Origin of the sequence: Aeromicrobium tamlense (genome assembly GCF_013408555.1) — a bacterium.
GTDB lineage: Bacteria > Actinomycetota > Actinomycetes > Propionibacteriales > Nocardioidaceae > Aeromicrobium > Aeromicrobium tamlense.
In genome coordinates, this window is the sequence record NZ_JACBZN010000001.1 from 866,475 (window position 1) to 889,822 (window position 23,348).

The 23,348-nt window shown below is 67.7% G+C and carries 19 protein-coding genes, 3 rRNA genes and 1 pseudogene; 16 read left to right on the plus strand and 7 right to left on the minus strand.

The annotated features are described in order from the left end of the window. Nucleotides 1–18 precede the first annotated feature (18 nt). From BJ975_RS04385 to BJ975_RS04430, 10 genes are all read left to right on the plus strand, one after another. Nucleotides 19–1,314, plus strand: a complete 1,296-nt coding sequence (locus BJ975_RS04385; RefSeq protein ID WP_179423987.1) for an ABC transporter substrate-binding protein — start codon at nt 19–21, stop codon at nt 1,312–1,314. A gap of 24 nt (nt 1,315–1,338) precedes the next feature. Beyond that, nucleotides 1,339–2,082, plus strand: a complete 744-nt coding sequence (locus tag BJ975_RS04390; protein WP_179423989.1) for an ABC transporter ATP-binding protein — start codon at nt 1,339–1,341, stop codon at nt 2,080–2,082. Then, nucleotides 2,082–2,957 (plus strand): branched-chain amino acid ABC transporter permease, encoded by an 876-nt coding sequence (locus BJ975_RS04395; RefSeq protein ID WP_179423991.1) that lies wholly within the window; start codon nt 2,082–2,084, stop codon nt 2,955–2,957. The genes BJ975_RS04390 and BJ975_RS04395 overlap by 1 nt, the downstream gene beginning before the upstream one ends. Continuing rightward, a complete protein-coding gene (locus BJ975_RS04400; protein ID WP_179423992.1) occupies nt 2,954–4,039 on the plus strand; it encodes a branched-chain amino acid ABC transporter permease in 1,086 nt (361 codons plus the stop codon). Before BJ975_RS04395 ends, BJ975_RS04400 begins: the two co-directional genes overlap by 4 nt. Further along, entirely contained in the window at nt 4,032–4,748 is a 717-nt protein-coding gene (locus BJ975_RS04405) for an ABC transporter ATP-binding protein (protein ID WP_179428005.1), read from the plus strand. The genes BJ975_RS04400 and BJ975_RS04405 overlap by 8 nt, the downstream gene beginning before the upstream one ends. Before the next feature lie 549 nt (nt 4,749–5,297). Beyond that, a 16S ribosomal RNA gene (locus BJ975_RS04410) occupies nt 5,298–6,816 on the plus strand. 349 nt (nt 6,817–7,165) lie between these two features. After that, nucleotides 7,166–10,272 (plus strand): 23S ribosomal RNA (locus BJ975_RS04415). Between the two features lie 103 nt (nt 10,273–10,375). Continuing rightward, a 5S ribosomal RNA gene (rrf, locus tag BJ975_RS04420) occupies nt 10,376–10,492 on the plus strand. Together the 16S, 23S and 5S rRNA genes form the textbook arrangement of a ribosomal RNA operon. A 181-nt stretch (nt 10,493–10,673) precedes the next feature. Further along, the gene (locus tag BJ975_RS04425) at nt 10,674–11,669 is read left to right on the plus strand and encodes a tetratricopeptide repeat protein (RefSeq protein ID WP_179423993.1); all 996 of its coding nucleotides are present in this window, start codon (nt 10,674–10,676) and stop codon (nt 11,667–11,669) included. Between the two features lie 240 nt (nt 11,670–11,909). Next, entirely contained in the window at nt 11,910–12,089 is a 180-nt protein-coding gene (locus BJ975_RS04430; RefSeq protein ID WP_179423994.1) for a hypothetical protein, read from the plus strand. A 2-nt stretch (nt 12,090–12,091) separates the two neighbouring features. On the opposite strand, the gene BJ975_RS04435 is transcribed toward BJ975_RS04430, so the two are convergent. Beyond that, entirely contained in the window at nt 12,092–12,637 is a 546-nt protein-coding gene (locus BJ975_RS04435) for a MarR family winged helix-turn-helix transcriptional regulator (protein ID WP_179423995.1), read from the minus strand. Nucleotides 12,638–12,675: 38 nt separating this feature from the next. Beyond that, nucleotides 12,676–13,272, minus strand: coding sequence for a TetR/AcrR family transcriptional regulator (locus BJ975_RS04440; protein ID WP_179423996.1), 597 nt, complete (start codon nt 13,270–13,272; stop codon nt 12,676–12,678). Nucleotides 13,273–13,460: 188 nt separating this feature from the next. Between BJ975_RS04440 and BJ975_RS04445 the strand changes: the two genes are divergently transcribed. Together BJ975_RS04445 and BJ975_RS04450 are read left to right on the plus strand one after the other, a co-directional pair. After that, nucleotides 13,461–14,570 (plus strand): ScyD/ScyE family protein, encoded by a 1,110-nt coding sequence (locus tag BJ975_RS04445; protein ID WP_179423997.1) that lies wholly within the window; start codon nt 13,461–13,463, stop codon nt 14,568–14,570. A 101-nt stretch (nt 14,571–14,671) separates the two neighbouring features. Further along, the gene (locus tag BJ975_RS04450; RefSeq protein ID WP_223303366.1) at nt 14,672–16,471 is read left to right on the plus strand and encodes an AMP-binding protein; all 1,800 of its coding nucleotides are present in this window, start codon (nt 14,672–14,674) and stop codon (nt 16,469–16,471) included. Here the strand turns inward: BJ975_RS04450 and BJ975_RS04455 are convergent. Further along, the gene (locus tag BJ975_RS04455; protein ID WP_218845732.1) at nt 16,468–17,256 is read right to left on the minus strand and encodes an MBL fold metallo-hydrolase; all 789 of its coding nucleotides are present in this window, start codon (nt 17,254–17,256) and stop codon (nt 16,468–16,470) included. The genes BJ975_RS04450 and BJ975_RS04455 overlap by 4 nt on opposite strands. Nucleotides 17,257–17,326: 70 nt before the next feature. On the opposite strand from BJ975_RS04455, the gene BJ975_RS04460 reads away from it, so the two are divergent. From BJ975_RS04460 to BJ975_RS17235, 3 genes and pseudogenes are all read left to right on the plus strand, one after another. Continuing rightward, nucleotides 17,327–18,160, plus strand: coding sequence for a sulfurtransferase (locus tag BJ975_RS04460; RefSeq protein WP_179423998.1), 834 nt, complete (start codon nt 17,327–17,329; stop codon nt 18,158–18,160). 140 nt (nt 18,161–18,300) lie between these two features. Beyond that, the gene (locus tag BJ975_RS04465) at nt 18,301–18,990 is read left to right on the plus strand and encodes a DUF981 domain-containing protein (RefSeq protein WP_179423999.1); all 690 of its coding nucleotides are present in this window, start codon (nt 18,301–18,303) and stop codon (nt 18,988–18,990) included. Nucleotides 18,991–19,066: 76 nt separating this feature from the next. Beyond that, a pseudogene (locus BJ975_RS17235) lies at nt 19,067–19,285 on the plus strand (uracil-DNA glycosylase family protein); the annotation flags it as partial. Between the two features lie 83 nt (nt 19,286–19,368). Here the strand turns inward: BJ975_RS17235 and BJ975_RS16515 are convergent. The 4 genes from BJ975_RS16515 to BJ975_RS04485 all read right to left on the minus strand — a co-directional run bounded on the left by BJ975_RS16515 (nt 19,369) and on the right by BJ975_RS04485 (nt 22,616). Continuing rightward, on the minus strand, nt 19,369–20,106 hold the full coding sequence (locus tag BJ975_RS16515; protein WP_218845733.1) for an ANTAR domain-containing protein: 738 nt from the start codon (nt 20,104–20,106) through the stop codon (nt 19,369–19,371). Continuing rightward, on the minus strand, nt 20,103–20,450 hold the full coding sequence (locus tag BJ975_RS04475; RefSeq protein WP_179424000.1) for an STAS domain-containing protein: 348 nt from the start codon (nt 20,448–20,450) through the stop codon (nt 20,103–20,105). The genes BJ975_RS16515 and BJ975_RS04475 overlap by 4 nt, the downstream gene beginning before the upstream one ends. 107 nt (nt 20,451–20,557) lie before the next feature. Next, on the minus strand, nt 20,558–21,607 hold the full coding sequence (locus tag BJ975_RS04480; protein ID WP_179424001.1) for an FUSC family protein: 1,050 nt from the start codon (nt 21,605–21,607) through the stop codon (nt 20,558–20,560). A 46-nt stretch (nt 21,608–21,653) separates the two neighbouring features. Beyond that, on the minus strand, nt 21,654–22,616 hold the full coding sequence (locus tag BJ975_RS04485; protein WP_179424002.1) for an alcohol dehydrogenase catalytic domain-containing protein: 963 nt from the start codon (nt 22,614–22,616) through the stop codon (nt 21,654–21,656). 81 nt (nt 22,617–22,697) lie between these two features. On the opposite strand from BJ975_RS04485, the gene BJ975_RS04490 reads away from it, so the two are divergent. Then, a complete protein-coding gene (locus BJ975_RS04490) occupies nt 22,698–23,336 on the plus strand; it encodes an alpha/beta hydrolase family protein (protein ID WP_179424003.1) in 639 nt (212 codons plus the stop codon). Nucleotides 23,337–23,348 lie beyond the last annotated feature (12 nt).

Genomic DNA, 23,348 nt, shown 5'->3' on the forward strand with positions numbered 1-23,348 from the left:
CCCGAAAGGAAGATGACCATGAAGTCGACACGACGAGGCCGAGGCAACTCGGCGCTGCGGGCGGCCATCGCGCTCCCGCTGGCCGGCACCCTGCTCCTCTCGGCATGCGCCGGTGGAGACGACGAGGGTGGCGACGACGCCCCGATCAAGGTGGGCGTGGTGGCGGCCCTGACCGGCATCGCCGCCCCGTACGGCGTGCAGAGCCTGAACTCCTTCAAGCTCGCCGTCGAGGACCTCAACGAGGCCGGTGGCATCGACGGTCGCGACATCGAGGTCGTGGCCCTGGACAACCGCTCCAAGCCCGAGGAGGTGCCCGCCCTGATGCGGCGTCTCGTCGGCGAGGACGTCAACGTGATCCTCGGCGCCTCGTCCACGCCGCTGACCGTGACGGGCGCCCAGGCGGCCGACCAGCTCAAGGTCCCGCTGCTGGTCCCGATGGAGGCCGGCGACGTCATCATCGGCGAGGGCCGCTCGCACGTCTTCAAGCTGGCCCCGTCGGTCCTGGCCGACCAGGGCTGGTCCGCGCAAGGCGTCCGTGCCGTGATGAAGGGCTCGGAGGAGGCCGGCGACCCGATCAGGACCGCGTACATGATCAACGCCAGCACCGGCGCGTTCCCCGAGGCCGGGAAGGCCTGGGCGGGCACCCTGGAGAAGGAGTTCCCCGACGTCGAGCTGATCGACACGCTCACCTTCGACGAGGCCTCCACGAGCGACTTCGGCCCGCTCGTGGCGAAGGCGAAGGCGGCGAACCCCGACCTGCTGATCTTCGGCGGCAACCCGCAGAGCGCCTTCCAGTTCTACCCGGCGCTGCAGGACTCGGGCTGGCAGCCCAAGGCCACGCTGGGCTCGCTGGGCGGCAACACCAACTCCCAGTTCATCTCCTCGGTGGGCGCCGAGGCGGCCGACGGCGACGTCGCGGGCAACTACTGGACCGCCGAGCTCAAGCCGGGCGACGACGCCAAGCAGACGCCGCAGGGCTTCGTCGACGACTACAAGGAGGCGTACGACGGCCAGGTGCCCGACGGCGTCGGCGCCTACTACTACTCCGCGGGAGCCGTGGTCGCCGAGGCGCTGCGCAACGCCGACGACGTCGACGACCGCGAGTCGATCACCAAGGCGCTGCGCGAGGTCGACATCGCGGGCATCAACGGCGACGACAACGGCCTGTACATCGTCAGCCACGGCGTCGACTTCGACGAGCAGGGCTTCAACGCCGCCGCGGTCGGTCTCGTGACGCAGATCCAGGACGGCAAGTACGTGCCCGTGTTCCCGGACGACGTCGCCAACGCCACGATCGTCTACCCCAAGCGCTGAGGCGCGAGGAACGAGGAAATCGCCATGGACACCGCATTGCTCGTCGAGCAGTTCAGTGTGTGGCGGGGACGCTCGGAGATCGTCAGGTCCGTCGACCTGACGATCCCGGGCGGGACCCTGGTCGCACTGGTCGGCTCCAACGGTGCCGGAAAGACCACCTTCATCGAAGGCGTGCTGGGCATCCTGACCACCAAGGCCGGACGGTTCGAGCTGTTCGGCGAGGACGTCCGTGGCCGCAAGCCCTGGGACCTCGTCAACGACGGTCTCGTCGTGGTGCCGCAGGAGCGCCGGCTCTTCCCGATGATGACCGTCGAGGAGAACCTCGACATCGTCGGCTCGAAGGGCGACAAGGGCAGGGGAGCGCGGTTCACGCGTGACGAGCTCTACGACCTCTTCCCGCGCCTGCAGGAGCGGTCGTCGAACTTCGCCGGCACTCTCAGCGGCGGTGAGCGCAGCATGCTCGCGATCGCCCGCGGCCTGGCGCTGCAGCCGCGACTGCTCATCCTCGACGAGCCCTCGCTCGGACTCGCGCCGGTCGTCATCGACTCGATCATGGCCACGATCCGCGAGATCTCGCAGACGGGGCTGTCCATCCTGCTCGTCGAGCAGAACGTGCACCAGGCGCTCGCGATGGCGTCGTGGGCGCACGTGCTCGACGCGGGCGCGGTGATCGCCTCCGACACGAGCGACCATCTCCGCGACTCGCCGCTGCTGGAGTCGGGCTACCTCGGCGTGGTCCCCGCGGCCGACGAGAAAGGAACCGTCTGATGCAGACACTGACCCAGATCCTCATGACGGGGGTCCTCCAGGGACTGATCTACGCGCTGATCGGCCTGGGGCTGTACCTGATCTTCAGCGTGATGCGCGTCGTGAACTTCGCGCACGGCTTCTTCGTGCTGCTCGGCATGTACGGGCTGCTGTGGGTGGGGCCGACGTCCCTGCCGGGCTTCCTCGCGGCGACCGTCGTCGTGGTGGCCGTCGCGGGCGCGTTCGGCTACGTGGTCGAGCGGGTCCTCATCGAGTCCACGCTGCACAAGCCCGGTCACGCCCAGCTGGTCATCACGATCAGCCTCGGCCTGGCGATGCAGTACTTCTTCCAGATCATGTTCCCCGAGCCGTACCAGAAGATCGCCAACCCGTGGCCGTTCGACGCCATCCAGGTGCTCGGCGTGACAGTCGGCTCCGGCCGGCTCGCGGCCGGCGTCATCAGCCTGCTGCTCGCGCTCGGCGTGTCCTTCCTCGTCTACAAGACGCGGTTCGGCAGCCTCATGCGGGCGTGCTCGCAGTCACTCGAGGGCGCGGTGCACGTGGGCATCAACTACACGCGCGTCTACCGCGCCACGTTCGCGCTGGGCGCGGCGATCGCCGCGATCGCGGGTGCCCTGCTCATCCCGTTCCAGCCGGTCTCGCCGCATCTCGGGCTCGAGCTGACGATCAAGGCGTTCATCGTCGTGGTGGTCGGCGGCAGCGAGTCCATGTGGGGCGTGCTCTCCGCGGGCATCCTGCTCGGCATCGCCGAGGCGGCCGGCAGCATCCTGGTCTCCGGCTCGCTGGCGACGTCGGCCATCTATCTCCTCTTCCTGGCGGTCATCCTCGTGCGGCCGCAAGGACTCGTCATGCGTCGGAAGGTGTCCTCCTCATGAGCGTCCCCGAGCTCCTCGCGCGCTTCGACACGCCCGTCAAGCGGATCAATGCCGTCATCGCGACGGTGGCGATCGTCTGCGCCGTCCTCTACCCGTTCGTCGTCGAGTCGCCGCTGGTCAGCGTCGGCTTCGTCGCCCTGATCTTCGCGATGCGCAACTTCACCTGGAACATCGCCGGGGGCCTGACCGGCCTGCTCTCGCTCGCGCACGTCGCCGGCTTCGGCATCGGCGCGTTCGCGGTGGCCATCCTGACGTGGACCCACGGGTGGAACGTCTGGCTCGCGATCCTCGCGGGCATGGCGGTCTCGGCCGCGGTCGGCGTCGGCGTCAGCCTGATCATGAGCCGCTTCGGCGTCAACGCGTTCTTCTTCGCGCTCGGCACCATGGCGCTGTCGCTCGCGATCGCGGGCATCGCGGCCTCGTGGTCGGTGACGGGCGGCAACGACGGACTGCAGAACCTGTCCGCCGACGAGGGCCTGCTGCACCTGCAGTGGTTCACCAACCCCGTGCCGCTCTACTTCGTGGCCCTGCTCCTGCTCGCGCTGATGGTCATCGGGACCGCGTGGATGGTGAAGCGGACCCGCTTCGGCCGGTCGCTCGCCTTCATCCGTGAGGACCCGCAGATGGCCGCGAGCATGGGCATCGACGTGGTGCGCAACCAGGCCGGCGCGATGGGACTCAGCATGGGTCTGACCGCGGTGAGCGGCTCGCTCATGGCCCAGTACACGAACTTCGTCAGCTACGACTCGGTCTTCTCGATGGAGATCGGCATCGCGATGATGGTCGGCGCGATCATCGGCGGCTCGGCCACCCTGGCCGGCCCGATCGTGGCGGGCATCGGGATCGCCGCCCTGGAGGAGGCGCTGCGCTCGTTCGACGTGTCCAGCTCGAACGTCTCCAGCTTCACGCAGATCCTCTACGCGGTGATCGTGATCGTCCTGGTGCGCTACGGCACCGACGGGATCGTCCCGATGTGGAACGCCCTGCTCGAGCGACTCTTCGGCGACGGGCGCGACCCGGACCCCGAGGACCTCGAGGACGAACGACGCGACGAGGCCTCGAAGGAGGTCGCTCATGCTTGAGGTCAGGGGAGTGGCGAAGAAGTTCGGCGGACTGCGCGTCCTGACGGACGTCTCGTTCGAGGCGGAGAGCGGCCAGGTCACGGCGCTCATCGGGCCGAACGGCGCCGGCAAGTCCACGCTCGTCAACCTGGTGTCGGGGTACCTGACGCCGAACGCCGGCTCGATCACGCTCGACGGCAAGGACATCACCGGGATGGCTCCGGCGAAGGTCTTCGGCGAGGGAGTGGCCCGCACCTTCCAGGTGTCGGGCAACGTCGCCGAGCTGAACGTCTTCGAGTGCGTGGCGATGTCGGCCTACCGCACCGCGTCGTCCTACCGCGGGGCGAACGAGATCGCCGAGGAGGAGCTCAAGCGCTTCGACCTGTGGCAGTACCGCTCCCGTGCGCTGGGCGACATCCCCACGGCCATGGTGCGAATCGTCGACTGCGCCCGAGGGATGGCCGCGCGACCGAAGATCCTGCTCCTCGACGAGGTCATGGCCGGTCTGACGCCGGCCGAGGTCGACATCGTCATCGAGCAGGTCCGCGCCTGTCGCGACGCCGGAGTGGCGATCGTGATGATCGAGCACGTCCTCCAGGCGGTCAACGCGCTCGCCGACCGCGTGGTCGTCCTCAACCAGGGGACGATCGTCGCCACCGGATCCATGGCAGAGGTCTCGCAGAACGACGAGGTCAAGGAGGCCTACCTGGGCTCCGCCGCGGTGAAATGACACCCGTGTCGTCGGCATCGTGGGGCCTTCCGGGCCCTCGATGCCGACGGCAGTCGTTTCTCCCTGCAATTCCAGGTGTGACGTAGGACGCGTAGGGGGCGGTTTGCCAAGGTTGGAGACGTGTGTGTAATGTTCTTCTTGTTGCTCCGCACGGCGGGGGAACGGGAAGCGCAGACCGAAGCGGTTAACGCCAGGAGCCCTGTGGGGAGCCGGAAACTGGCCGCGGGAAAACGTTGCGCTGGCATCGTGACCGAGCTGGGTTTGACCTGGTGGAAAACGGCGATGTAATGTGGATGAGCCCCTGTGGTTGTGCCGGTGACGGTGTGGTTGTGGGTGTGCGTCTGATCCTTGAGAACTCAACAGTGTGTCAAAAGTCGACGAATTTTTTTATCAGTACCCCGGCGACTCTGAAGGATTCCGGCTTCGGTTGGTTTCGCGCAGGGTTGCAGGGACAATTCCGACAATTAATGACTGTCCAGCAGTCAGATCTTGTCAGTGTTGAACTGTCTAGTTGTTGACCGTGATCTCTTCGGAGGTTGTGGGATTTTTTCAACGGAGAGTTTGATCCTGGCTCAGGACGAACGCTGGCGGCGTGCTTAACACATGCAAGTCGAGCGGTAAGGCCCCTTCGGGGGTACACGAGCGGCGAACGGGTGAGTAACACGTGAGTAACCTGCCCCATTCTTCGGAATAACCAGTGGAAACGCTGGCTAATGCCGAATATGACCATCGAAGGCATCTTCTGGTGGTGGAAAGCTCCGGCGGAGTGGGATGGACTCGCGGCCTATCAGCTTGTTGGTGAGGTAACGGCTCACCAAGGCGACGACGGGTAGCCGGCCTGAGAGGGTGACCGGCCACACTGGGACTGAGACACGGCCCAGACTCCTACGGGAGGCAGCAGTGGGGAATATTGGACAATGGGCGAAAGCCTGATCCAGCAACGCCGCGTGAGGGATGACGGCCTTCGGGTTGTAAACCTCTTTCAGCAGGGACGAAGCGAAAGTGACGGTACCTGCAGAAGAAGGACCGGCCAACTACGTGCCAGCAGCCGCGGTAATACGTAGGGTCCGAGCGTTGTCCGGAATTATTGGGCGTAAAGGGCTCGTAGGCGGTTTGTCGCGTCGGGAGTGAAAACTCAGGGCTCAACCCTGAGCGTGCTTACGATACGGGCAAACTAGAGGTATGCAGGGGAGAACGGAATTCCTGGTGTAGCGGTGGAATGCGCAGATATCAGGAGGAACACCGGTGGCGAAGGCGGTTCTCTGGGCATTACCTGACGCTGAGGAGCGAAAGCATGGGGAGCGAACAGGATTAGATACCCTGGTAGTCCATGCCGTAAACGTTGGGCGCTAGGTGTGGGGACCTTCCACGGTCTCCGTGCCGCAGCTAACGCATTAAGCGCCCCGCCTGGGGAGTACGGCCGCAAGGCTAAAACTCAAAGGAATTGACGGGGGCCCGCACAAGCGGCGGAGCATGCTGATTAATTCGATGCAACGCGAAGAACCTTACCTGGGTTTGACATATGCCGGAAACGCCTAGAGATAGGCGCCCCCTTGTGGTCGGTATACAGGTGGTGCATGGCTGTCGTCAGCTCGTGTCGTGAGATGTTGGGTTAAGTCCCGCAACGAGCGCAACCCTCGTCCTATGTTGCCAGCACGTCATGGTGGGGACTCATAGGAGACTGCCGGGGTCAACTCGGAGGAAGGTGGGGATGACGTCAAGTCTTCATGCCCCTTATGTCCAGGGCTTCAAGCATGCTACAATGGCCGGTACAAAGGGCTGCGAAACCGCGAGGTGGAGCGAATCCCAAAAAGCCGGTCTCAGTTCGGATTGGGGTCTGCAACTCGACCCCATGAAGTCGGAGTCGCTAGTAATCGCAGATCAGCAACGCTGCGGTGAATACGTTCCCGGGCCTTGTACACACCGCCCGTCACGTCATGAAAGTCGGCAACACCCGAAGCCGGTGGCCCAACCCTTGTGGAGGGAGCCGTCGAAGGTGGGGCTGGCGATTGGGACGAAGTCGTAACAAGGTAGCCGTACCGGAAGGTGCGGCTGGATCACCTCCTTTCTAAGGAGCATCTGGCCAGCTTTGTCTGGTCCAGGCGGACACCGTTCGTCAGCGAATGTCTGACGCGGGTCCAGCTCACTAGTGGATCGTCGATTATTTGACTTGCTGCCCGTCTCGGGCCGTCAGTACTGCTCACCTTTTGGGGTGGGCGTGGAACCTCGGTCCTGGTGGTGGGTGGCAGCTCAGGCACACTGTTGGGTCCTGAGGGATCAGCATCTCTTGCTGGATCTCTCGGACCGTACATCTCCTCGAACCATCCGACCCTGTGGGGTGGGGCAGGCGGGGAACCGGGTACGGGACCGATCGTATTTTGAGAACTTCACAGTGGACGCGAGCATCTTTGTAGTAACAACAAGCTACTAAGTGCACATGGTGGATGCCTTGGCATCGAGAGCCGATGAAGGACGTTGGAGTCTGCGAAAAGCCCCGGGGAGTTGACAACCGAGCTGTGATCCGGGGATGTCCGAATGGGGAAACCCACTCAGAGGAAAGTCTGAGTACCTGCGCCTGAACACATAGGGCGTTTGGAGGGAACGTGGGGAAGTGAAACATCTCAGTACCCACAGGAAGAGAAAACAACAGTGATTCCGGTAGTAGTGGCGAGCGAAACCGGAAGAGGCCAAACCTTGGGTGTGTGATAGCCGGCGGGCGTTGCATCCAGGGGGTTGTGGGACCGCACTGACTGTTCTGCCGGACAGTCGAAGAGTCATAAACCATGAGTGAAGGTGAAGCTGACTGGAAAGTCGCGACACAGAGGGTGAGATCCCCGTAACCGTAAGCTCATGGCTCTTGTGCGTCATCCCGAGTAACACCGAACCCCTGAAATTCGGTGTGAATCTGGCGGGACCACCCGCTAAGCCTAAATACTCCTCGATGACCGATAGCGGACTAGTACCGTGAGGGAAAGGTGAAAAGTACCCCGGGAGGGGAGTGAAATAGTACCTGAAACCGTGTGCATACAATCCGTTGGAGCGGTTCCTTGTGAACTGTGACAGCGTGCCTTTTGAAGAATGAGCCTGCGAGTTAGCGTTGTGTAGCAAGGTTAAGGCGAGTGCCGTAGCCGTAGCGAAAGCGAGTCCGAATAGGGCGCTTGAGTTGCACGATCTAGACCCGAAGCGGAGTGATCTATCCATGGCCAGGTTGAAGCGCGGGTAAGACCGCGTGGAGGACCGAACCCACCTAGGTTAAAAACTGGGGGGATGAGCTGTGGATAGGGGTGAAAGGCCAATCAAACTCCGTGATAGCTGGTTCTCCCCGAAATGCATTTAGGTGCAGCGTTGCGTGTTTCTTGCCGGAGGTAGAGCACTGGATGGGCTAGGGGGCCTACAAGCTTACTGAACTCAACCAAACTCCGAATGCCGGTAAGTGAGAGCGCAGCAGTGAGACTGCGGGGGATAAGCTCCGTAGTCGAGAGGGAAACAGCCCAGACCATCAGCTAAGGTCCCAAAGCGATTGCTAAGTGGAAAAGGATGTGGAGTCGCAGAGACAACCAGGAGGTTGGCTTAGAAGCAGCCACCCTTGAAAGAGTGCGTAATAGCTCACTGGTCAAGTAATTCCGCGCCGACAATTTAGCGGGGCTCAAGCAATCCACCGAAGCTATGGGATTCACACATGAGGTAGGCCTTCGTGGTCCAGCCGTGTGGATCGGTAGGGGAGCGTCGTGTCGCGAGCGAAGCGGCGGGGTAACCCAGCCGTGGATGCGACACGAGTGAGAATGCAGGCATGAGTAGCGAATGAAGAGTGAGAAACTCTTCCACCGAATGACCAAGGGTTCCAGGGTCAAGCTAATCTTCCCTGGGTAAGTCGGGACCTAAGGCGAGGCCGACAGGCGTAGTCGATGGACAACGGGTTGATATTCCCGTACCGGCGTTGAATCGCCCATGCTGAATCCAGTGATGCTAAGTGCCCGAAACCGTACCTACCGTCTCTTCGGAGACCACGGTGCGGCAGAGCGCATGACCCGATCTGGTAGTAGGCAAGCAATGGTGTGACGCAGGAAGGTAGCTCAACCGTGGCGATGGTAGTCCACGGGTAAGGTCGTAGGGCGAGTGATAGGCAAATCCGTCACTCATATGCCTGAGAGCCGATGCCACCCACGTAGTGGAGTGTGAGTGATCCTATGCTGCCGAGAAAAGCATCTAGCGAGATTCAGAGCCGCCCGTACCCCAAACCGACTCAGGTGGTCAAGTAGAGAATACTAAGGTGATCGAGAGAATCATGGTTAAGGAACTCGGCAAAATGCCCCCGTAACTTCGGGAGAAGGGGGGCCGGATGCGTCATCGGACTTGCTCCGAGAAGCGTTGAAGGCCGCAGAGACCAGGCCCAAGCGACTGTTTACTAAAAACACAGGTCCATGCTAAGTCGAAAGACGCCGTATATGGACTGACTCCTGCCCGGTGCTGGAAGGTTAAGGGGACGTGTTAGCGCAAGCGAAGCACAGAACTTAAGCCCCAGTAAACGGCGGTGGTAACTATAACCATCCTAAGGTAGCGAAATTCCTTGTCGGGTAAGTTCCGACCTGCACGAATGGAGTAACGACTTGGGCGCTGTCTCAACCATGAACTCGGCGAAATTGCACTACGAGTAAAGATGCTCGTTACGCGCGGCAGGACGGAAAGACCCCGGGACCTTTACTATAGTTTGGTATTGGTGTTTGGTTCGACTTGTGTAGGATAGGTGGGAGACTGTGAAGCTCGGACGCCAGTTCGAGTGGAGTCATCGTTGAAATACCACTCTGGTCGTACTAGATATCTAACCTAGGTCCGTTATCCGGATCAGGGACAGTGCCTGATGGGTAGTTTAACTGGGGCGGTTGCCTCCTAAAATGTAACGGAGGCGCTCAAAGGTTCCCTCAGCCTGGTTGGCAATCAGGTTTCGAGTGTAAGTGCACAAGGGAGCTTGACTGTGAGAGTGACAGCTCGAGCAGGGACGAAAGTCGGAACTAGTGATCCGGCGCTGGCATGTGGAAGCGGCGTCGCTCAACGGATAAAAGGTACCCCGGGGATAACAGGCTGATCTTCCCCAAGAGTCCATATCGACGGGATGGTTTGGCACCTCGATGTCGGCTCGTCGCATCCTGGGGCCGTAGCAGGTCCCAAGGGTTGGGCTGTTCGCCCATTAAAGCGGCACGCGAGCTGGGTTTAGAACGTCGTGAGACAGTTCGGTCCCTATCCGCCGCGCGCGTAGGAAACTTGAGAAAGGCTGCCCCTAGTACGAGAGGACCGGGGTGGACGAACCTCTGGTGTGCCAGTTGTTCTGCCAAGAGCACGGCTGGTTGGCTACGTTCGGAAGTGATAACCGCTGAAAGCATCTAAGCGGGAAGCATGTTTCAAGATGAGGTTTCCCACTCCCTCGAGGAGGTAAGGCCCCCAGCAGACCACTGGGTTGATAGGCCGGAAGTAGAAGTGCAGCAATGCATGGAGCTGACCGGTACTAATAGGCCGAGGGCTTGTTTCTTACAAAGACCGCCACGCGTCCACTGTGAGGTTCCCGAGATATGATCGGGAACCACGAAGAACACGAGAGTGTTCTCCAAGGTTTGTTGATATCTCTATAGAGTTTCGGCGACCATGGCGAAGGGGAAATACCCGGCTACATTCCGAACCCGGAAGTCAAGCCCTTCAGCGCCGATGGTACTGCACTGGAGACGGTGTGGGAGAGTAGGACGTCGCCGGACAACCATTGATGCGCGAGGCCGCTCCCAACAGGGAGCGGCCTTGCTGCATTTCACCCCCCGACCACCCCCAACGAGCGGGTGGTCCTGCTGGCGCACGGGCCCCGACCCCGCCACAGTGGAGGGGCACACGAACACCCACCCAGCCGGGCGCCAGGCCAGGCACCCGAGAGGAACCCGCACCATGGCCCAGGACCGAAACCCCCGCAACGGCGGCAACAACCGCGGCGGCAAGCCCAGCAACAAGCCCGGCAACACCCGCGGCAAGCCCACCAGCAGCAGCCGCAACAGCGGCAAGCCCACCTCCCGCGACGGCAAGCCCACCTCCCGCGACGGCAAGCCCACCAGCGGCTCCCGCTCCGGCGGCGGCCAGCGCTCCGGCCCCGGCGGCCAGCGCTCCGGCCCCGGCCAGCGCTCCGGCCCCGGCCAGCGCTCCGGCCCCGGCTCGCGCTCGGGCGCCCCGCGGTCCGGCGGCCGCCCCAGCGCCCCCGAGCGCACCGCCGAGCAGAAGATCTACGACGGACCCCCCATCCCCGACGACGTCTCCGCCAAGGACCTGGACAAGCACGCCCGCCAAGAGCTCTCCGGCCTGCCCGACAAGCTCGCCGACAAGGTCGCCCGCCACCTCGTCATGGCCGGCACCCTCCTGCACACCGACCCCGAGACCGCCCACAAGCACGCCCTCGCCGCCCGCGCCCGCGCCATGCGCGTCGGCCTCGTCCGCGAAGCCACCGGCGAAACCGCCTACGCCCTGGGCAACTGGGCCGAAGCCCTCGCCGAATTCCGCGCCGCCCGCCGCATGACCGGCCGCCACATCTACGCCCCCATGATGGCCGACGCCGAACGCGCCCTCGGCCGCCCCGAAAAAGCCCTCGAATACGACAACCCCACCACACGCGCCCACCTCGACGAACCCGGCAACACCGAACTGTCCATCGTCATCGCCGGCGCCCGCCGCGACCTCGGACACCTCGACGCCGCCCTCCACATCCTCGAAACCGAACCCCTCCACACCACCAACCGCTCCGACTGGGTCACCCGCCTGCGATACGCCTACGCCGACACCCTCCTCGCCACCGGCAACACCCAAGACGCCATCACCTGGTTCCACCGCACCGCCGGCACCGACACCCACCACACCACCGACGTCCACGACCGCCTCAAACAACTCGAAAACTAACCCGTCGCGGGTTTCGGGAGCGGAGAGTCTCCTCCGGTTGTGGGTTCCTCCGGCCGGGGATAGACTCGCAGTAGAAAGTTGTAGATACAACTACCGCTCTCTGGAAGGACGCCGAGGATGGCCCTCTCACACGGCCTGCATCACAGTCGACGCGGTGACGCCCAGAAGGCCGACCGCACAGGTGCGCGCGAAGGTGATGCGGTCCGAGAGGGTGGGCCCACCGCGCTCGGTGGGCTGGTCATGAACGTCGGCCTGGTCCTCATGGCCGTCCTGTGGGTGGTGTCGCTGGTCCAGCTCATCCGGCTGCCGGCGCAAGGACCGCTGACGACCACGGGGGAGGCCGCCGTCTGGACGGCGCTCGCGATCGCCTCCGCGATCTCGACCTTCCTGCTCGGGGTCTGGAAGGTGCATCGCAGCTGATCTCAGTCTTCGGCCCGAGGCCGCTCAGGGAACCGAGAGAGTCCTTGGCGGCCACGGGTCGAACCCCGTGTGCCCGCGAGCACGCGCTGACCGGGGTCCAGTCCCGCCAGCAGCCGGTCGCCGATCCGGCGGACCTGGCCGAGCTGCTCACGCGTCAGCCGGCTGACGAAGACCTCGCGGACGAGGTCCACGTGACCGGGGGAGGCGGCCTCGAGTCGCTCCCAGCCCGACGGGGTCAGGCGAGCGTGCCGCGAGCGTCCGTCGTCAGGGCTCGCCGTCCGCAGCAGCAGTCCGTCGTGCTCCAGTCGGGTTACGACGCGCGAGAGGCGTGCCGGGGTGGTGTTCATGGCGGTGGCGAGGTCGGTCAGCCGCATCGAGTCCTCGTGGGTCTCGGCTAGCTGCACCAGCACGAGGAACTCGAAGAACGTCAAGTCGGCGTCGCGCCCGAGCTGGGAGTCCAGGGTCGCCGGGAGCACCTCGAGGATGGACACCAGCGCGAGCCACGCCTCGGCCTCGTCGTCGTCGAGCCAGCGCTCGCTCTCACTCATGGTGGCGACGCTAGCCGATGTCGGGTGGACGGCGAGGGTCAGCGCGGAGGCGTCTCGCCCCGGAGCCCCTGGACCGTGATCATCGTCAGCACGCGGGCGACCTCGTCGGTGTCCAGCTCCACCCCGCGGAAGTGCGCGTCCATCGCGATGCCCCAGCACATCCCGACGCACATGGGCGAGGAGAGGGCCGGATCGGCGTTCTGGGCCCAGAGGGTGCCGGCGGCGCCGCGTACGTGCTCGGCGAGCGAGTCGATGAACGGCGCGATGCGGCGCAGGTAGAACTCCTGGCCGCTGTCGCGGTCACTGAACAGGACGACGTTGAACAGGTCGAGGTACTCGACGAAGACCTCCAGCAGGCCGCGGTAGAAGATCGTGACCGCGTCGGACGAGCCGTTGATGCTCCCGGCGACGGTCTGGGCCAGGACGTCCTGCAGCAGGTGGTCGATCGGCTCGACGACGGCCTCCTCGAACAGCTGCTCCTTGGACTCGAAGTAGCGGTAGAGCAGGGCGACGTTGACACCCGCCAGCTTGGCGATGTCGCTGATGCGCGCACCCTCGGGTCCGACCCGCGCGAACTCCTCGCGCGCGACAGCCAGCAGCTGCCTGCGTCGTTCCTCGGCATGAAGCCTGACCACGTTCCACCTCCGTGCGGCGAGCCTAGGTCGATTCTCTGCGGACGGCTCTGGGAACACCGGTTTACAGGGACGAACGCCCCCGGGACTGGGGTCCGAGGGAGGGGTTCACCTCGCTCAGCATCCGTGATACGTGTGACATAGATCACATTATCGTCTCGGGAAAACCGTCCCCTCTCAAGGAGTCCGAGATGCGTCCAGTATGGAGAGTTCTCACCGCAGCGACGACGGCGACCGCCGTCGCCCTCACCTTCGCACCGTCAGCGTCCGCGCACGGCAAGCACCGCCCCACCCACCGACCCATCACCGTCGTCGCCGACGGGCTCGAGGGGCCGTTCCAAGTCTCGCGCGACGTCGGCCACCGGCTCCTCGTCATGGAGTCCGGCGCCGGCCGGGTCATCTCCGTGGATCCGCGCCACCGGGGCAAGGTGCGCACGCTGGTGAGCGGCCTGGGGCCGAACGCCGCCAGCGGCGCGGTCCGTGTCGGGAAGTACATCGCCATCGTGACCGGCGAGGCCGATCCGTCGGCGCCGGCGGGCCCGTACCCCGGCTCCTCGGTGCTGGTCGCCAGGAAGGGCAAGGTGAGCGTGTTCGCCGACCTGATGGCGCACGAGCTGAAGTACAACCCCGACGGCCAGACGCAGTTCGGCCCCGACGGTGCGCCCCTGGACGCGCTGTCGAACCCCTTCAGCCTGCTGGCCGAGCGCGGACGCCACGGGGGAGTGCTCGTGGCCGACGGTGGCGCCAACGCGGTGCTGCGCGTGAGCGCGAAGGGCAAGGTCTCGACGTTCTTCGTCCCGCCGACCGTCAACACCGGCGCCTGTGAGGGCCGGCCGAACAACGACGCGAGCACCGTGGGCTGCGACGCGGTCCCGACGGGTCTGGCCTACGGTCCGCGCAACACGCTCTACGTGTCCGCGCTGACCGGCGAGGCACCCGGAGAGGGTCGCGTGTACGTGCTCGACGCCCGGACGGGCAAGGTGAAGCGTGTCATCAAGGGCTTCACGTCACCGACCGGGGTGGCGGTGCGCCGCGACGGCACGATCTACGTGAGCGAGGTCCTCGAGGGCATGCCCGAGGGTGAGCCCGGACCCGGCTTCGATCCGTCCACCGTCGGGCAGATCGTCAAGGTGTCCCCGTGGGGCAAGCGGACGTACGCGCAGGTGACGATGCCGACCGGCCTCGTGATCTCGGGCAAGTCGCTGTACTCCACCGCCTGGTCGATCGCGGGCTTCCTGGGCATCGAGGGTGCCGGGCAGGTCGTGAAGGTCTCGGACCGGGCGTTCCGCCGGGCCTCCTGAGGGAGGCACGTCTCGGCCGCAGGGGCGCTGGTGCTCGGGACCGGCGCCCTTGTGGTGTCCTCGGCACGGGGTGCCCTCGGTCCGGTGACGCGGTCGGGCCGATGACCGTGGACGTCCCTAGACTCGAAGGGTTCGCCGGAGGCCGCTGGGGCGTCCGGCCGGAAGCCGAAGGCGAGATGATGGAGCAGCACGACCAGCGCCCGTGGGCCGTCCACTACGGACCCGGCGTCCCGGCGGAGATCGAGATCCCCGACGAGCCGGTGACGGCAGGACTCGCGCGATCGGCGCAGCGCTTCCCGGAACGGATCGCCACCGACTTCCTCGGCGCGACCGCCACGTACGCCGAGACCGAGCAGGCCGTGCGCCGCGCCATGGTGGTGCTGAGTGGGCTGGGCGTGCACGCGGGATCGCGGGTCGCGCTCGTGCTGCCGAACTGCCCGTCCCACCTCGTGGCGTACCACGCGGTCCTGCGCCTGGGTGCGGTCGTCGTGGACCTCAACCCGACGTACACGCAGGCCGAGCTCGAGCACCTGCTCGGCGACTGCGGCGCGACCCACGCGCTGGTGTGGCACAAGGCCGTCGAGCGGGTCCTCCCGGCGCGGGCCACGACGCCCCTGGAGACCGTGGTGAGCGTCGACGTCAGTCGCGACCTGCCGACGCTCTCGCGCCTGCTCCTGCGCCTGCCGCTCAAGCCCGCTCGGGCGAAGCGCGAGGCGCTGCTCGGCACCGTGCCGTCCGACATCGCCGACTGGCACCATCTCGTCGCCGGGGCGCAGGGCGAGGTGCCGCCGGCCACGGTTCGGGCCGACGACCTCGCGCTGCTGCAGTACACCGGCGGCACGACGGGAACGCCGAAGGCGGCGATGCTGACGCACCGCAACCTCGTGGCGAACCTCGTGCACGGCCAGGCGTGGGCGGGCTTCCGGGAGGGCGAGGAGACCGTCTACGGCGTGCTGCCGTTCTTCCACGCCTTCGGGCTGACGTTCTGCCTCAACCTGCCCGGCCACATCGGGGCGACCCTCGTGATGTTCCCGAACTTCGATCCCGCGGCCGTCGTGCAGGCGTTCGGCCGCCGGCCCGCCACGTTCATGGCCGGGGTCGCGCCGATGTTCGACCGGATCGCCGCGACCGCCGAGGCCTCGGGCAAGCCTCCCGCCGAGGGTTTCCGGGAGTGCCGGCTCGGTTTCGCCGGCGCGATGCCGATCCCGCCCGCCACGGTGGAGCGCTGGGAGCGGCTCACCGGGGGACTGCTGATCGAGGGCTACGGCATGACCGAGTGCGCGCCGATCGCCCTCGGCAACCCGTGCGCGCCCACGCGCCGCCCCGGCACGCTCGGCGTCCCGTTCCCCAACACTGACATGCGGATCGTCGACGTCGACGACCACACGCGCGAGGTCGGGCCGAACGAGAGCGGCGTTCGCCGCGGCGAGCTGCTGGTCCGAGGTCCGCAGGTCTTCACGGGCTACCTGAACCGGCCCGAGGAGACGGCCCACCAGCTGCTCGAGGACGGCTGGCTGCGCACGGGCGACGTCGTCGAGGTCGACGCGACCGGCTGGGTCACGCTGGTCGACCGGGTCAAGGAGATGATCATCGTGGGCGGCTTCAAGGTGTACCCGTCCACGGTGGAGGACCACCTGCGACTGCTTCCCGGCGTCACCGACGTCGCGGTCGTGGGCGTCAGCACGCGTGCCGGCGACCACGAGGTGCTCGCGGCGTTCGTGATGGAGTCCGGCGCCGCGACGCCCTCGGTCGAGACGGTCCGGGCGCACGGGGAGCAGCGTCTCGCGCGCTACGCGCTGCCGCGCCGGGTCGAGTTCGTGGAGGACCTGCCGCGCTCGCAGATCGGCAAGGTGATGCGTCGTCAGGTGCAGGAGATGTTCAGTCACCGCGACCGCGACTAGGCGACTCCGGCGCCTGCCGCGGACTCGGCGGCGGCCGCGGCGCCGCGCCGGAACGGCTCGCCGTGGCCCGGCAGCACCGTGCCGGCACCCGTGGCCGCGATCGCGTCGAGCGACCGCAGGGCACCGCGCGCGTCCTTCGTGCCGGCGCGCGCCACGATGCGCGGGCCGGTGCGACCCGTGTACGGGTCCAGCGTGACGAGCGCGTCGCCGGTGAAGACGACGTCGGAGTCGGGCAGCAGCAGCACGCAGTGGCCGTCGGTGTGGCCGGGCGTCGCGACCACCTCGACGCCGGCGGGAAGACCGTCCGCCCCGGGGTGGAGGTTCTCGATCTGCGCGACGCCCTCGACCTTCAGGGCGCCGGCAGCGACCATGCGCGCGAGGACGGGGACCGAGGCCGGGTGGCGCAGCGGGTAGAGCAGGCGCGGCCGCCCGGGCTGGTAGCGGTAGGGGCGACGGGCGATCCGGTGGTCGCCGGGATGGGCCCAGATGCGGGCGCCGGCCCGGGACGCGTGGGCCGCGAAGCCGAGGTGGTCGAAGTGCGCGTGCGTCAGCAGGACGTCGGTGACGTCGACCCAGTCGTGACCACTCTCGCGCAGGGCCTGCTCGGCGAGCTCGCGGGTGCGGGAGAGTCCGGCGTCGACGAAGTAGGGCGCGCCGGCGCTGGTGACGAGGTAGCAGTTGGTCCCCGCCTGCTCGATCCGCACGATCCCGTCGCGCACCTGGGTGATGCCCATGAGGTCCTCCGCTCGCTCCTCGAAGGGAGTACCCGTGCGACGGCGGGACATGCACCCCGCCGCCCGCACGCCAGATGAGACGCGAGGGAGCGACCACCTCTCCCGACCTAGGCTCGAGGGCATGACCTCCCACCCCCGCCTCGTCGACGTCCAGTGGCTCCGCGATCGCCTGGACGATCCCTCGATCCGCGTCGTCGACGCCACCGTCCACCTCACCTTCGACGCCGAGGGCGCGCACACCGAGTCGGGTCGCGCGACCTACCGCGAGGCCCACGTCCCCGGGGCCACGTTCGCCGACCAGCTGGCCGACCTCACCGTCCACGACGGGGAGGCGGCGTTCGAGGCCGCGCCCTCCGACCAGTTCGCGCGGGTGATCGGCGACCTCGGCATCGGCAACGGGCACACGGTCGTGGTCTACGACCACGTCAACGGCATCTGGGCCACGCGGCTGTGGTGGCAGCTCGAGCTCGAGGGGCACCCCGACGTCGTCGTGCTCGACGGCGGACTGAAGGCCTGGCAGGACGCGGGCCTGCCCGTGGAGACGGGCGACACGACCTACGAGCCGGCGCGGTTCACGCCCTCGCGCAGCAGCGAGCGCATCGCGAGCACCGCCGACGTGGAGGCCGCGACGCAGGACGGCTCGGTCCTGCTCATCAACTCCCTCGACCGCGAGTCCTTCGCCGGCGGTCGCATCCCGGGCAGTGTCAACGTGCCGTTCGGCGAGCTCGTGGACGAGCAGGGACGCCTGCGCAATCTCGACGAGCTGCGCCCGCTCTTCGAGTCGGTCGGCGCGCTCGATCCCGAGGTGGCGCCCGTGACGTACTGCGGCGGCGGGATCGCGGCGACGGCCGTCGCGTTCGCGCTGAAGGGCCTCGGCCGCGACGACGTCGCGATCTACGACGGCTCGCTCAACGCCTGGACCGCAGACCCGGCGCGTCCTCTCGAGCAGGGCTGAGACACGAGGAGGGGCCGGCGATCCGTCGCCGGCCCCTGGCTCGGGTCCGGGTTGGGGGAGAGGCGTAGGGTGGTAGTTGAACCCTCAACTAAACGCCCTGAGGGCGCTCCCACCATCAAGGAAGAGAGGAAGTGGGCGACATGGTCGTCTACAACGAGATCGTGGCCGTCACGTCGGGCGCGGGTCTCCTCGGCGTCGCGATGTTCCTGCACCACCTGCTGCGAGGCAAGCGCGTCGACAGCGAGGGATGGGCCGCGTTCTTCGGACTGACCGGTCTGCTGCTGTTCGTCCTGGGCGTGCACACCACCGTGACCTGGCCGTTCGGCGGGGAGGGCTTCGAGTACGCCAACATCGCCTTCGGCCAGCCGGCCGCCGCCTTCGGCGCGCTGCTGCTGTTCGCCGCGATCTACCTGTGGCGCAACCGCGAGCTCTTCGCCGGCGAGCAGGAGCTCGTCCGGGCCGCGGTGCTGTCCGCCGTGAAGCCCGCGAGCATCTTCGTCGGCGCCCTCGGCCTGGGCATGGCCGTCCTGGCCATCGCGTTCGTGCGGTTCCAGCTGGGTGCCGCGCCCCCGGAGGAGCCCATCAGCGGCCGCTTCGGCCACCTGCCGATCCTCGAGGCGCTGTTCCTCGGCGGCCTGTGGGGCATCGTCGCGGTGGGCGCGCTGCTGTTCGCGTTCGCGCTGCTGACCGACCGCCCGCAGCTGCTGCGCTGGGTCGTGTGGGCCTTCGTGATCGGCGGCGTGGTGTTCCTGCTGTTCGGTGCGATGAACTTCTACACGCACATCGGGATGTATCACAACATCGAGTACGGCACGAACTACAACTGGTGACGGCCTGAGGCACCCCGAACGGGCGGGCGGTGACGCGTGAGCGCACCGCCCGCCCGTTCGTTCGCCCGGAGTTCGGATCCATCAGAAGCCCGCCGCGAGCCACATCGACGCCTGCCACCCGTGGCGCGAGGGCGAGCTGGAGGTGGTGAGGCCGCGCGTCGTCGTTTGCCTCGGCGCCACGGCGGGCCGTTCGGTGCTGGGTCGGACCGTGCGGATCCGTGAGGAGCGCGGGCACGTGCTCGAGGTCGACGCGCCCTACGCGGTGGTGCTCACCACACACCCCTCGGCGCTGCTGCGCCTGCGCGACCGCGGCGACGACGCCACCGGCTGCAGGACCTCGCCGTCGACCTGCGACGTGCCGACTCGCCGCGTGAGCGACTACTGCTGCTCGGACTCGAGCTCGGGACGGGTCTTCGCGGCGCGGTCGCTGCCGTGGAGGTTGCCCGTGTCGACGAGCTCCTGCGCGATGTCGCGCAGCTTGAGGTTGCTGTGCGAGCTGATCCGCACGAGCACCTGGAACGCGGCCGCCGAGTTGACGCCGTAGCGCTCCATGACGATGCCGACGGCCTGTCCGACGAGCGTGCGTGCGTCCAGCGCGCGGGTGAGGTTCTCCTGCGCCTGGGCGGCGGCGAGCGCGACGGCGATGTGGGCGGCGAGCGCGGTGCCCTCGTCGCGGTCGTCCTCGCTGAAGCCGTCACGGCGCTGCGAGTAGAGGTTGAGGGCGCCGATGTCGTCCTTCTCGGTGAACAGGCGCAGGCACAGGACGCTCAGCACCCCCTGCTCCTCGGCGACCCGCGGTCCCCAGATGCCCCAGCGGGCGTCGTCGGTGAGGTCGGGCGAGTGCACGACGGCCTCGTCCCACACGGCCTGCAGGCACGGGCCGTCGCCGAGGTCGTACTGGAGCCGGTCGCAGGCCAGCGCGACGCCGTCGCTGGACGAGGGCGTCTCGAGCGCCCCGCGCCGTCGCACGAGCGTGACGCTGGCGGAGTCGCAGTGGCGGATGTTCGTGACCGCCAGCTGCACGGCGGTCTCCATCGTGGCGCTCGCGCTCGGCGCGGTCTGGAGGTTGCGTGCGGCCTCGGCGAGCCGTTCGGCGAGCGGCAGGTCCTCGCTCATGAGCCGACGCCCTCCCACGGCTCTGCGTCCTCGGCGAGGGACGACGGGAACAGGTCGGCGCAGCCGGCACGGCGCGCGACCACCCGGTGGTAGTCGGAGTCGCCGACCACCTCGAGATCTCCGCCACGAGCACGCAGCCTCAGCTGCTCGTCCCGCAGCACCCGCAGGTTCGACTCGTCCACGTACGTCACCTCCTCCACGTCCACCTCCACGCGGGTGCACCCGCGCGTCGCCAGGCACTCGAGCACGTCGGCGAGGTGTGCGGTCGTCGACGGGTCGAGCTCGCCGAAGATGCGCACCTGCGCCAGCGGTGGATCGCACGAGAACTGAAAATCGGTCTGCAAGACAGACCTCCTCTGGGGGAGGAGGATCAGTGCCTGGGTTTGAAGCACCGCGCTAGAGCCCCAAAGTACAAGTGCAGGGGTGCCCGGAGCAATTCAGGGAGGGCGTGTCAGCCGAACGTGTCGAGCGCCCTGCGCAGGGCGAGCACGACGCTGTGGACGAGCAGCTGCTCGTGGGTCTCGCCGGGCTGGTTCCGCAGCAGCTGCTCGAGCTCGGCGTCGGCGGCCGTGAGCGTGGACTGCGTGTCCCCGCCGTACTGGTAGGCGTCGAGGGCGTCGGCCACCCGGTGCATCGCGCGGGCGATGGGCTCGCGAGCGTCGTCGGAGAGTGCGGCACGACCCTCGGGGTCCCCGGGGACGCCGTGGGGCAGCAGCACGAGGTCGCTGACGTCGGAGACCAGGAGGGACACGCGGTCGAGCGAGTCCGCCTCCTGGGTCAGCACGTCCAGCGCGTCACGGTGCCGGCGGGCGCGCGCGTTCGCCGTGAGGGACTCGTGGACCAGGGTGACGGCGTCGCGCATCGCGGTCCGGGCCCGCCGGAGCTCGGAGTGCTCACGGTGCCACTCGTCGAGCGTCGGCAGCTCGTGCTGGACCATGAGGTCGCCCAGCTCGCGCAGCTGGGCCGCCAGCACCGTTCGGGTGCGTCCGACGGCGAGTCGCGCGGGGGCGAGCGGCAGCGGCGGCGCGACCATGTTCACGGCGATGCCGACCATCGCGCCGACGAGTGTCAGCCCGCCGTACGCGGCGATGAAGTTGGCCTCGCCGTGACCGATGATCAGCGTGAACACCGCCGCCGTGGGCGCCCAGCCGCCCATGGCGCCGAGGGGTCGCCAGCCCGCGACGCTCACGGAGATCGCGACGACGAGCGCCAGCGTGACGGCCGCGACGTAGTCCCCGGTGGCCGTGTCGACGAGCCAGGCGATCACGCCGCCGACGACGATCGCCCCGACCGCCTGCAGGGACTCGCGCACCGAGCCTGCCAGCGTGGATGTCGTGGCGATGATCGCGCCGAACGGCGCGTAGTACGGATAGTCCTGCGACCCCGGGACGAAGCGCACGAGGATCCACGCCAGCCCGGCGGCGACGGCCGCACGCAGTGCGAGGGCGATCCGGGGATGCATCATCCACCGGTCGAGGAGCCATCGGGTCGCTGCGTGCATCACCTCACCGTGACACGAGCCGCCGACGGCGGCACCTCGTCCTGGCTCAGCCGTTCCCGCGGGGCGTCAGCACGACCTTGCCGACCGTGGCCCGGGTCTCGAGCGCCCGGTGGGCCTCGGCCGCCTCGGCCAGCGGCAGGACCGTGCCCACGAGGGGCACCCGGGTCCCGTCCGCCGCCGCGGCCAGTGCCCTTCGCTCGAGCTCGGGCAGGCGGTCGAGGATCGGCGGCCCCAGCACGTCGATCACCCGGCGCTCGGGATCGGCGTAGGCGTTCTGCTCGCCCGACGACCAGCCGAACCGCACGAGCCGCCCGCCCGGGGCCAGCCCACCGAACAGGACGCGTCCCACGGGCCCGGCGACCCCGTCGAGCACCACGGTCGGCGTCCCGGCCTCGGCGATCCGCGACTCCCAGCCGGGGGAGAGGCGGTCGAGGGCGAGGTCCGCGCCGAGCCGCTCGACGAGCGCCGTCTTCTCCTGACCGCCGGCCACGCCGACGGTGCGCGCGCCCGCGCTCCGCGCACCCTGGAGCAGCAACGGGCCGAGGCCTCCGGCAGCGGACGTGACGACGACGACGTCGTCGGGTCGCAGCCCGGCGAGCTCGAGGATCGCGGTGGCGGTGCGACCGGTGCCGATCGTCGCGACGGCGGTCGGTGCGTCCATGCCGTCGGGGATCGCATGCGCCCGGTCGGCGGCCACGACGGCCTGGTCGGCGTAGCCGCCCCCGCCGAACCCGAGGTGGGCGACGACGCGCCGGCCGAGCCAGCCGGCGTCCACACCGGCGCCGACCTCGTCGACCACGCCGGCGACCTCACGGCCCGGGACGAGCGGCAGCTCGGGCCGCGGGCCCGCGCCGAAGGAGTCACCCGCCCGGATCGACGTGTCCAGCAGGTGCACCCCGGCGGCCTCGACCGCCATGCGGAGCTGCCCCGGGGCAGGGGCCAGGTCGGGGAGGCGCTCGAGGCGCAGGACGTCGGCGGGCCCGAACTCGTGGTGGCGGATCGCGTGCATGACCCCACCGGACAACCTCAACCGCCGTTGAGGTCAAGCGAACGCCTCGCCGCACGGGCACACCGTGCGTAGGGTGCCAGCATGAGCGCGATCTCCCTGACCCCCGAGGACCCCCGCGGCATCCTGCTCTTCGCGCCGGGAGCCGGGGGCGACCCCACGCGCTACCGCCGGCTGCTCGACGCGGCGGCGGACGCCGGCTTCCTCGTCCATGCCCCGGAGCACGAGCTCACCGAGACGTTCTCCGACGACGTGGTGCGCCGGAGGGTGGAGGCGCTGGTCGCGCCTCTCGCCGGGCTCGACCGCGACGACCTGCCCGTGGTGGCGGCGGGACACTCGCTGGGTGGGTGCGCCGCCCTGTGCCTCGCGGGAGCCCGTCCCCGCACGCGGGCCGGGGAGCCGTTCGAGGTCCCGACCGAGCCGCGCGTCTCGCGCGTGGTGGTGCTGGCGCCGGCGACCGGCTGGTTCGCGGGCCCTGACGCGCTCGACGCCGTGACCGCCCCCGTCACCGCGTTCGTCGGCTCGGAGGACACCGTGACCCCACCGGAGTCGGCCGAGCTGCTCCGCCCGGCGCCGGCCGGCCTCGACCTGCACTCCTACGACGGCGTCGGCCACTTCGACTTCATGTCGCCGCTGCCGTCGAACAAGGTGCCGACACCGCGGCTCGATCCCGACGCGTTCTACGAGGTCTTCCTCCGGGACTTCCTCGCCGCGATCGGCTGACCCGACCGTCCG

Bases quoted from the DNA above. Each gene is read 5' to 3' on its own strand.
- BJ975_RS04385 (WP_179423987.1), top strand. From the start codon at position 19: ATGAAGTCGACACGACGAGGCCGAGGCAACTCGGCGCTGCGGGCGGCC.
- BJ975_RS04390 (WP_179423989.1), top strand. From the start codon at position 1,339: ATGGACACCGCATTGCTCGTCGAGCAGTTCAGTGTGTGGCGGGGACGC.
- BJ975_RS04395 (WP_179423991.1), top strand. From the start codon at position 2,082: ATGCAGACACTGACCCAGATCCTCATGACGGGGGTCCTCCAGGGACTG.
- BJ975_RS04400 (WP_179423992.1), top strand. From the start codon at position 2,954: ATGAGCGTCCCCGAGCTCCTCGCGCGCTTCGACACGCCCGTCAAGCGG.
- BJ975_RS04405 (WP_179428005.1), top strand. From the start codon at position 4,032: ATGCTTGAGGTCAGGGGAGTGGCGAAGAAGTTCGGCGGACTGCGCGTC.
- BJ975_RS04425 (WP_179423993.1), top strand. From the start codon at position 10,674: ATGGCCCAGGACCGAAACCCCCGCAACGGCGGCAACAACCGCGGCGGC.
- BJ975_RS04430 (WP_179423994.1), top strand. From the start codon at position 11,910: ATGAACGTCGGCCTGGTCCTCATGGCCGTCCTGTGGGTGGTGTCGCTG.
- BJ975_RS04435 (WP_179423995.1), bottom strand. From the start codon at position 12,637: ATGAGTGAGAGCGAGCGCTGGCTCGACGACGACGAGGCCGAGGCGTGG.
- BJ975_RS04445 (WP_179423997.1), top strand. From the start codon at position 13,461: ATGCGTCCAGTATGGAGAGTTCTCACCGCAGCGACGACGGCGACCGCC.
- BJ975_RS04450 (WP_223303366.1), top strand. From the start codon at position 14,672: ATGACCGTGGACGTCCCTAGACTCGAAGGGTTCGCCGGAGGCCGCTGG.
- BJ975_RS04455 (WP_218845732.1), bottom strand. From the start codon at position 17,256: ATGTCCCGCCGTCGCACGGGTACTCCCTTCGAGGAGCGAGCGGAGGAC.
- BJ975_RS04460 (WP_179423998.1), top strand. From the start codon at position 17,327: ATGACCTCCCACCCCCGCCTCGTCGACGTCCAGTGGCTCCGCGATCGC.
- BJ975_RS04465 (WP_179423999.1), top strand. From the start codon at position 18,301: ATGGTCGTCTACAACGAGATCGTGGCCGTCACGTCGGGCGCGGGTCTC.
- BJ975_RS16515 (WP_218845733.1), bottom strand. From the start codon at position 20,106: ATGAGCGAGGACCTGCCGCTCGCCGAACGGCTCGCCGAGGCCGCACGC.
- BJ975_RS04480 (WP_179424001.1), bottom strand. From the start codon at position 21,607: ATGCACGCAGCGACCCGATGGCTCCTCGACCGGTGGATGATGCATCCC.
- BJ975_RS04485 (WP_179424002.1), bottom strand. From the start codon at position 22,616: ATGCACGCGATCCGCCACCACGAGTTCGGGCCCGCCGACGTCCTGCGC.
- BJ975_RS04490 (WP_179424003.1), top strand. From the start codon at position 22,698: ATGAGCGCGATCTCCCTGACCCCCGAGGACCCCCGCGGCATCCTGCTC.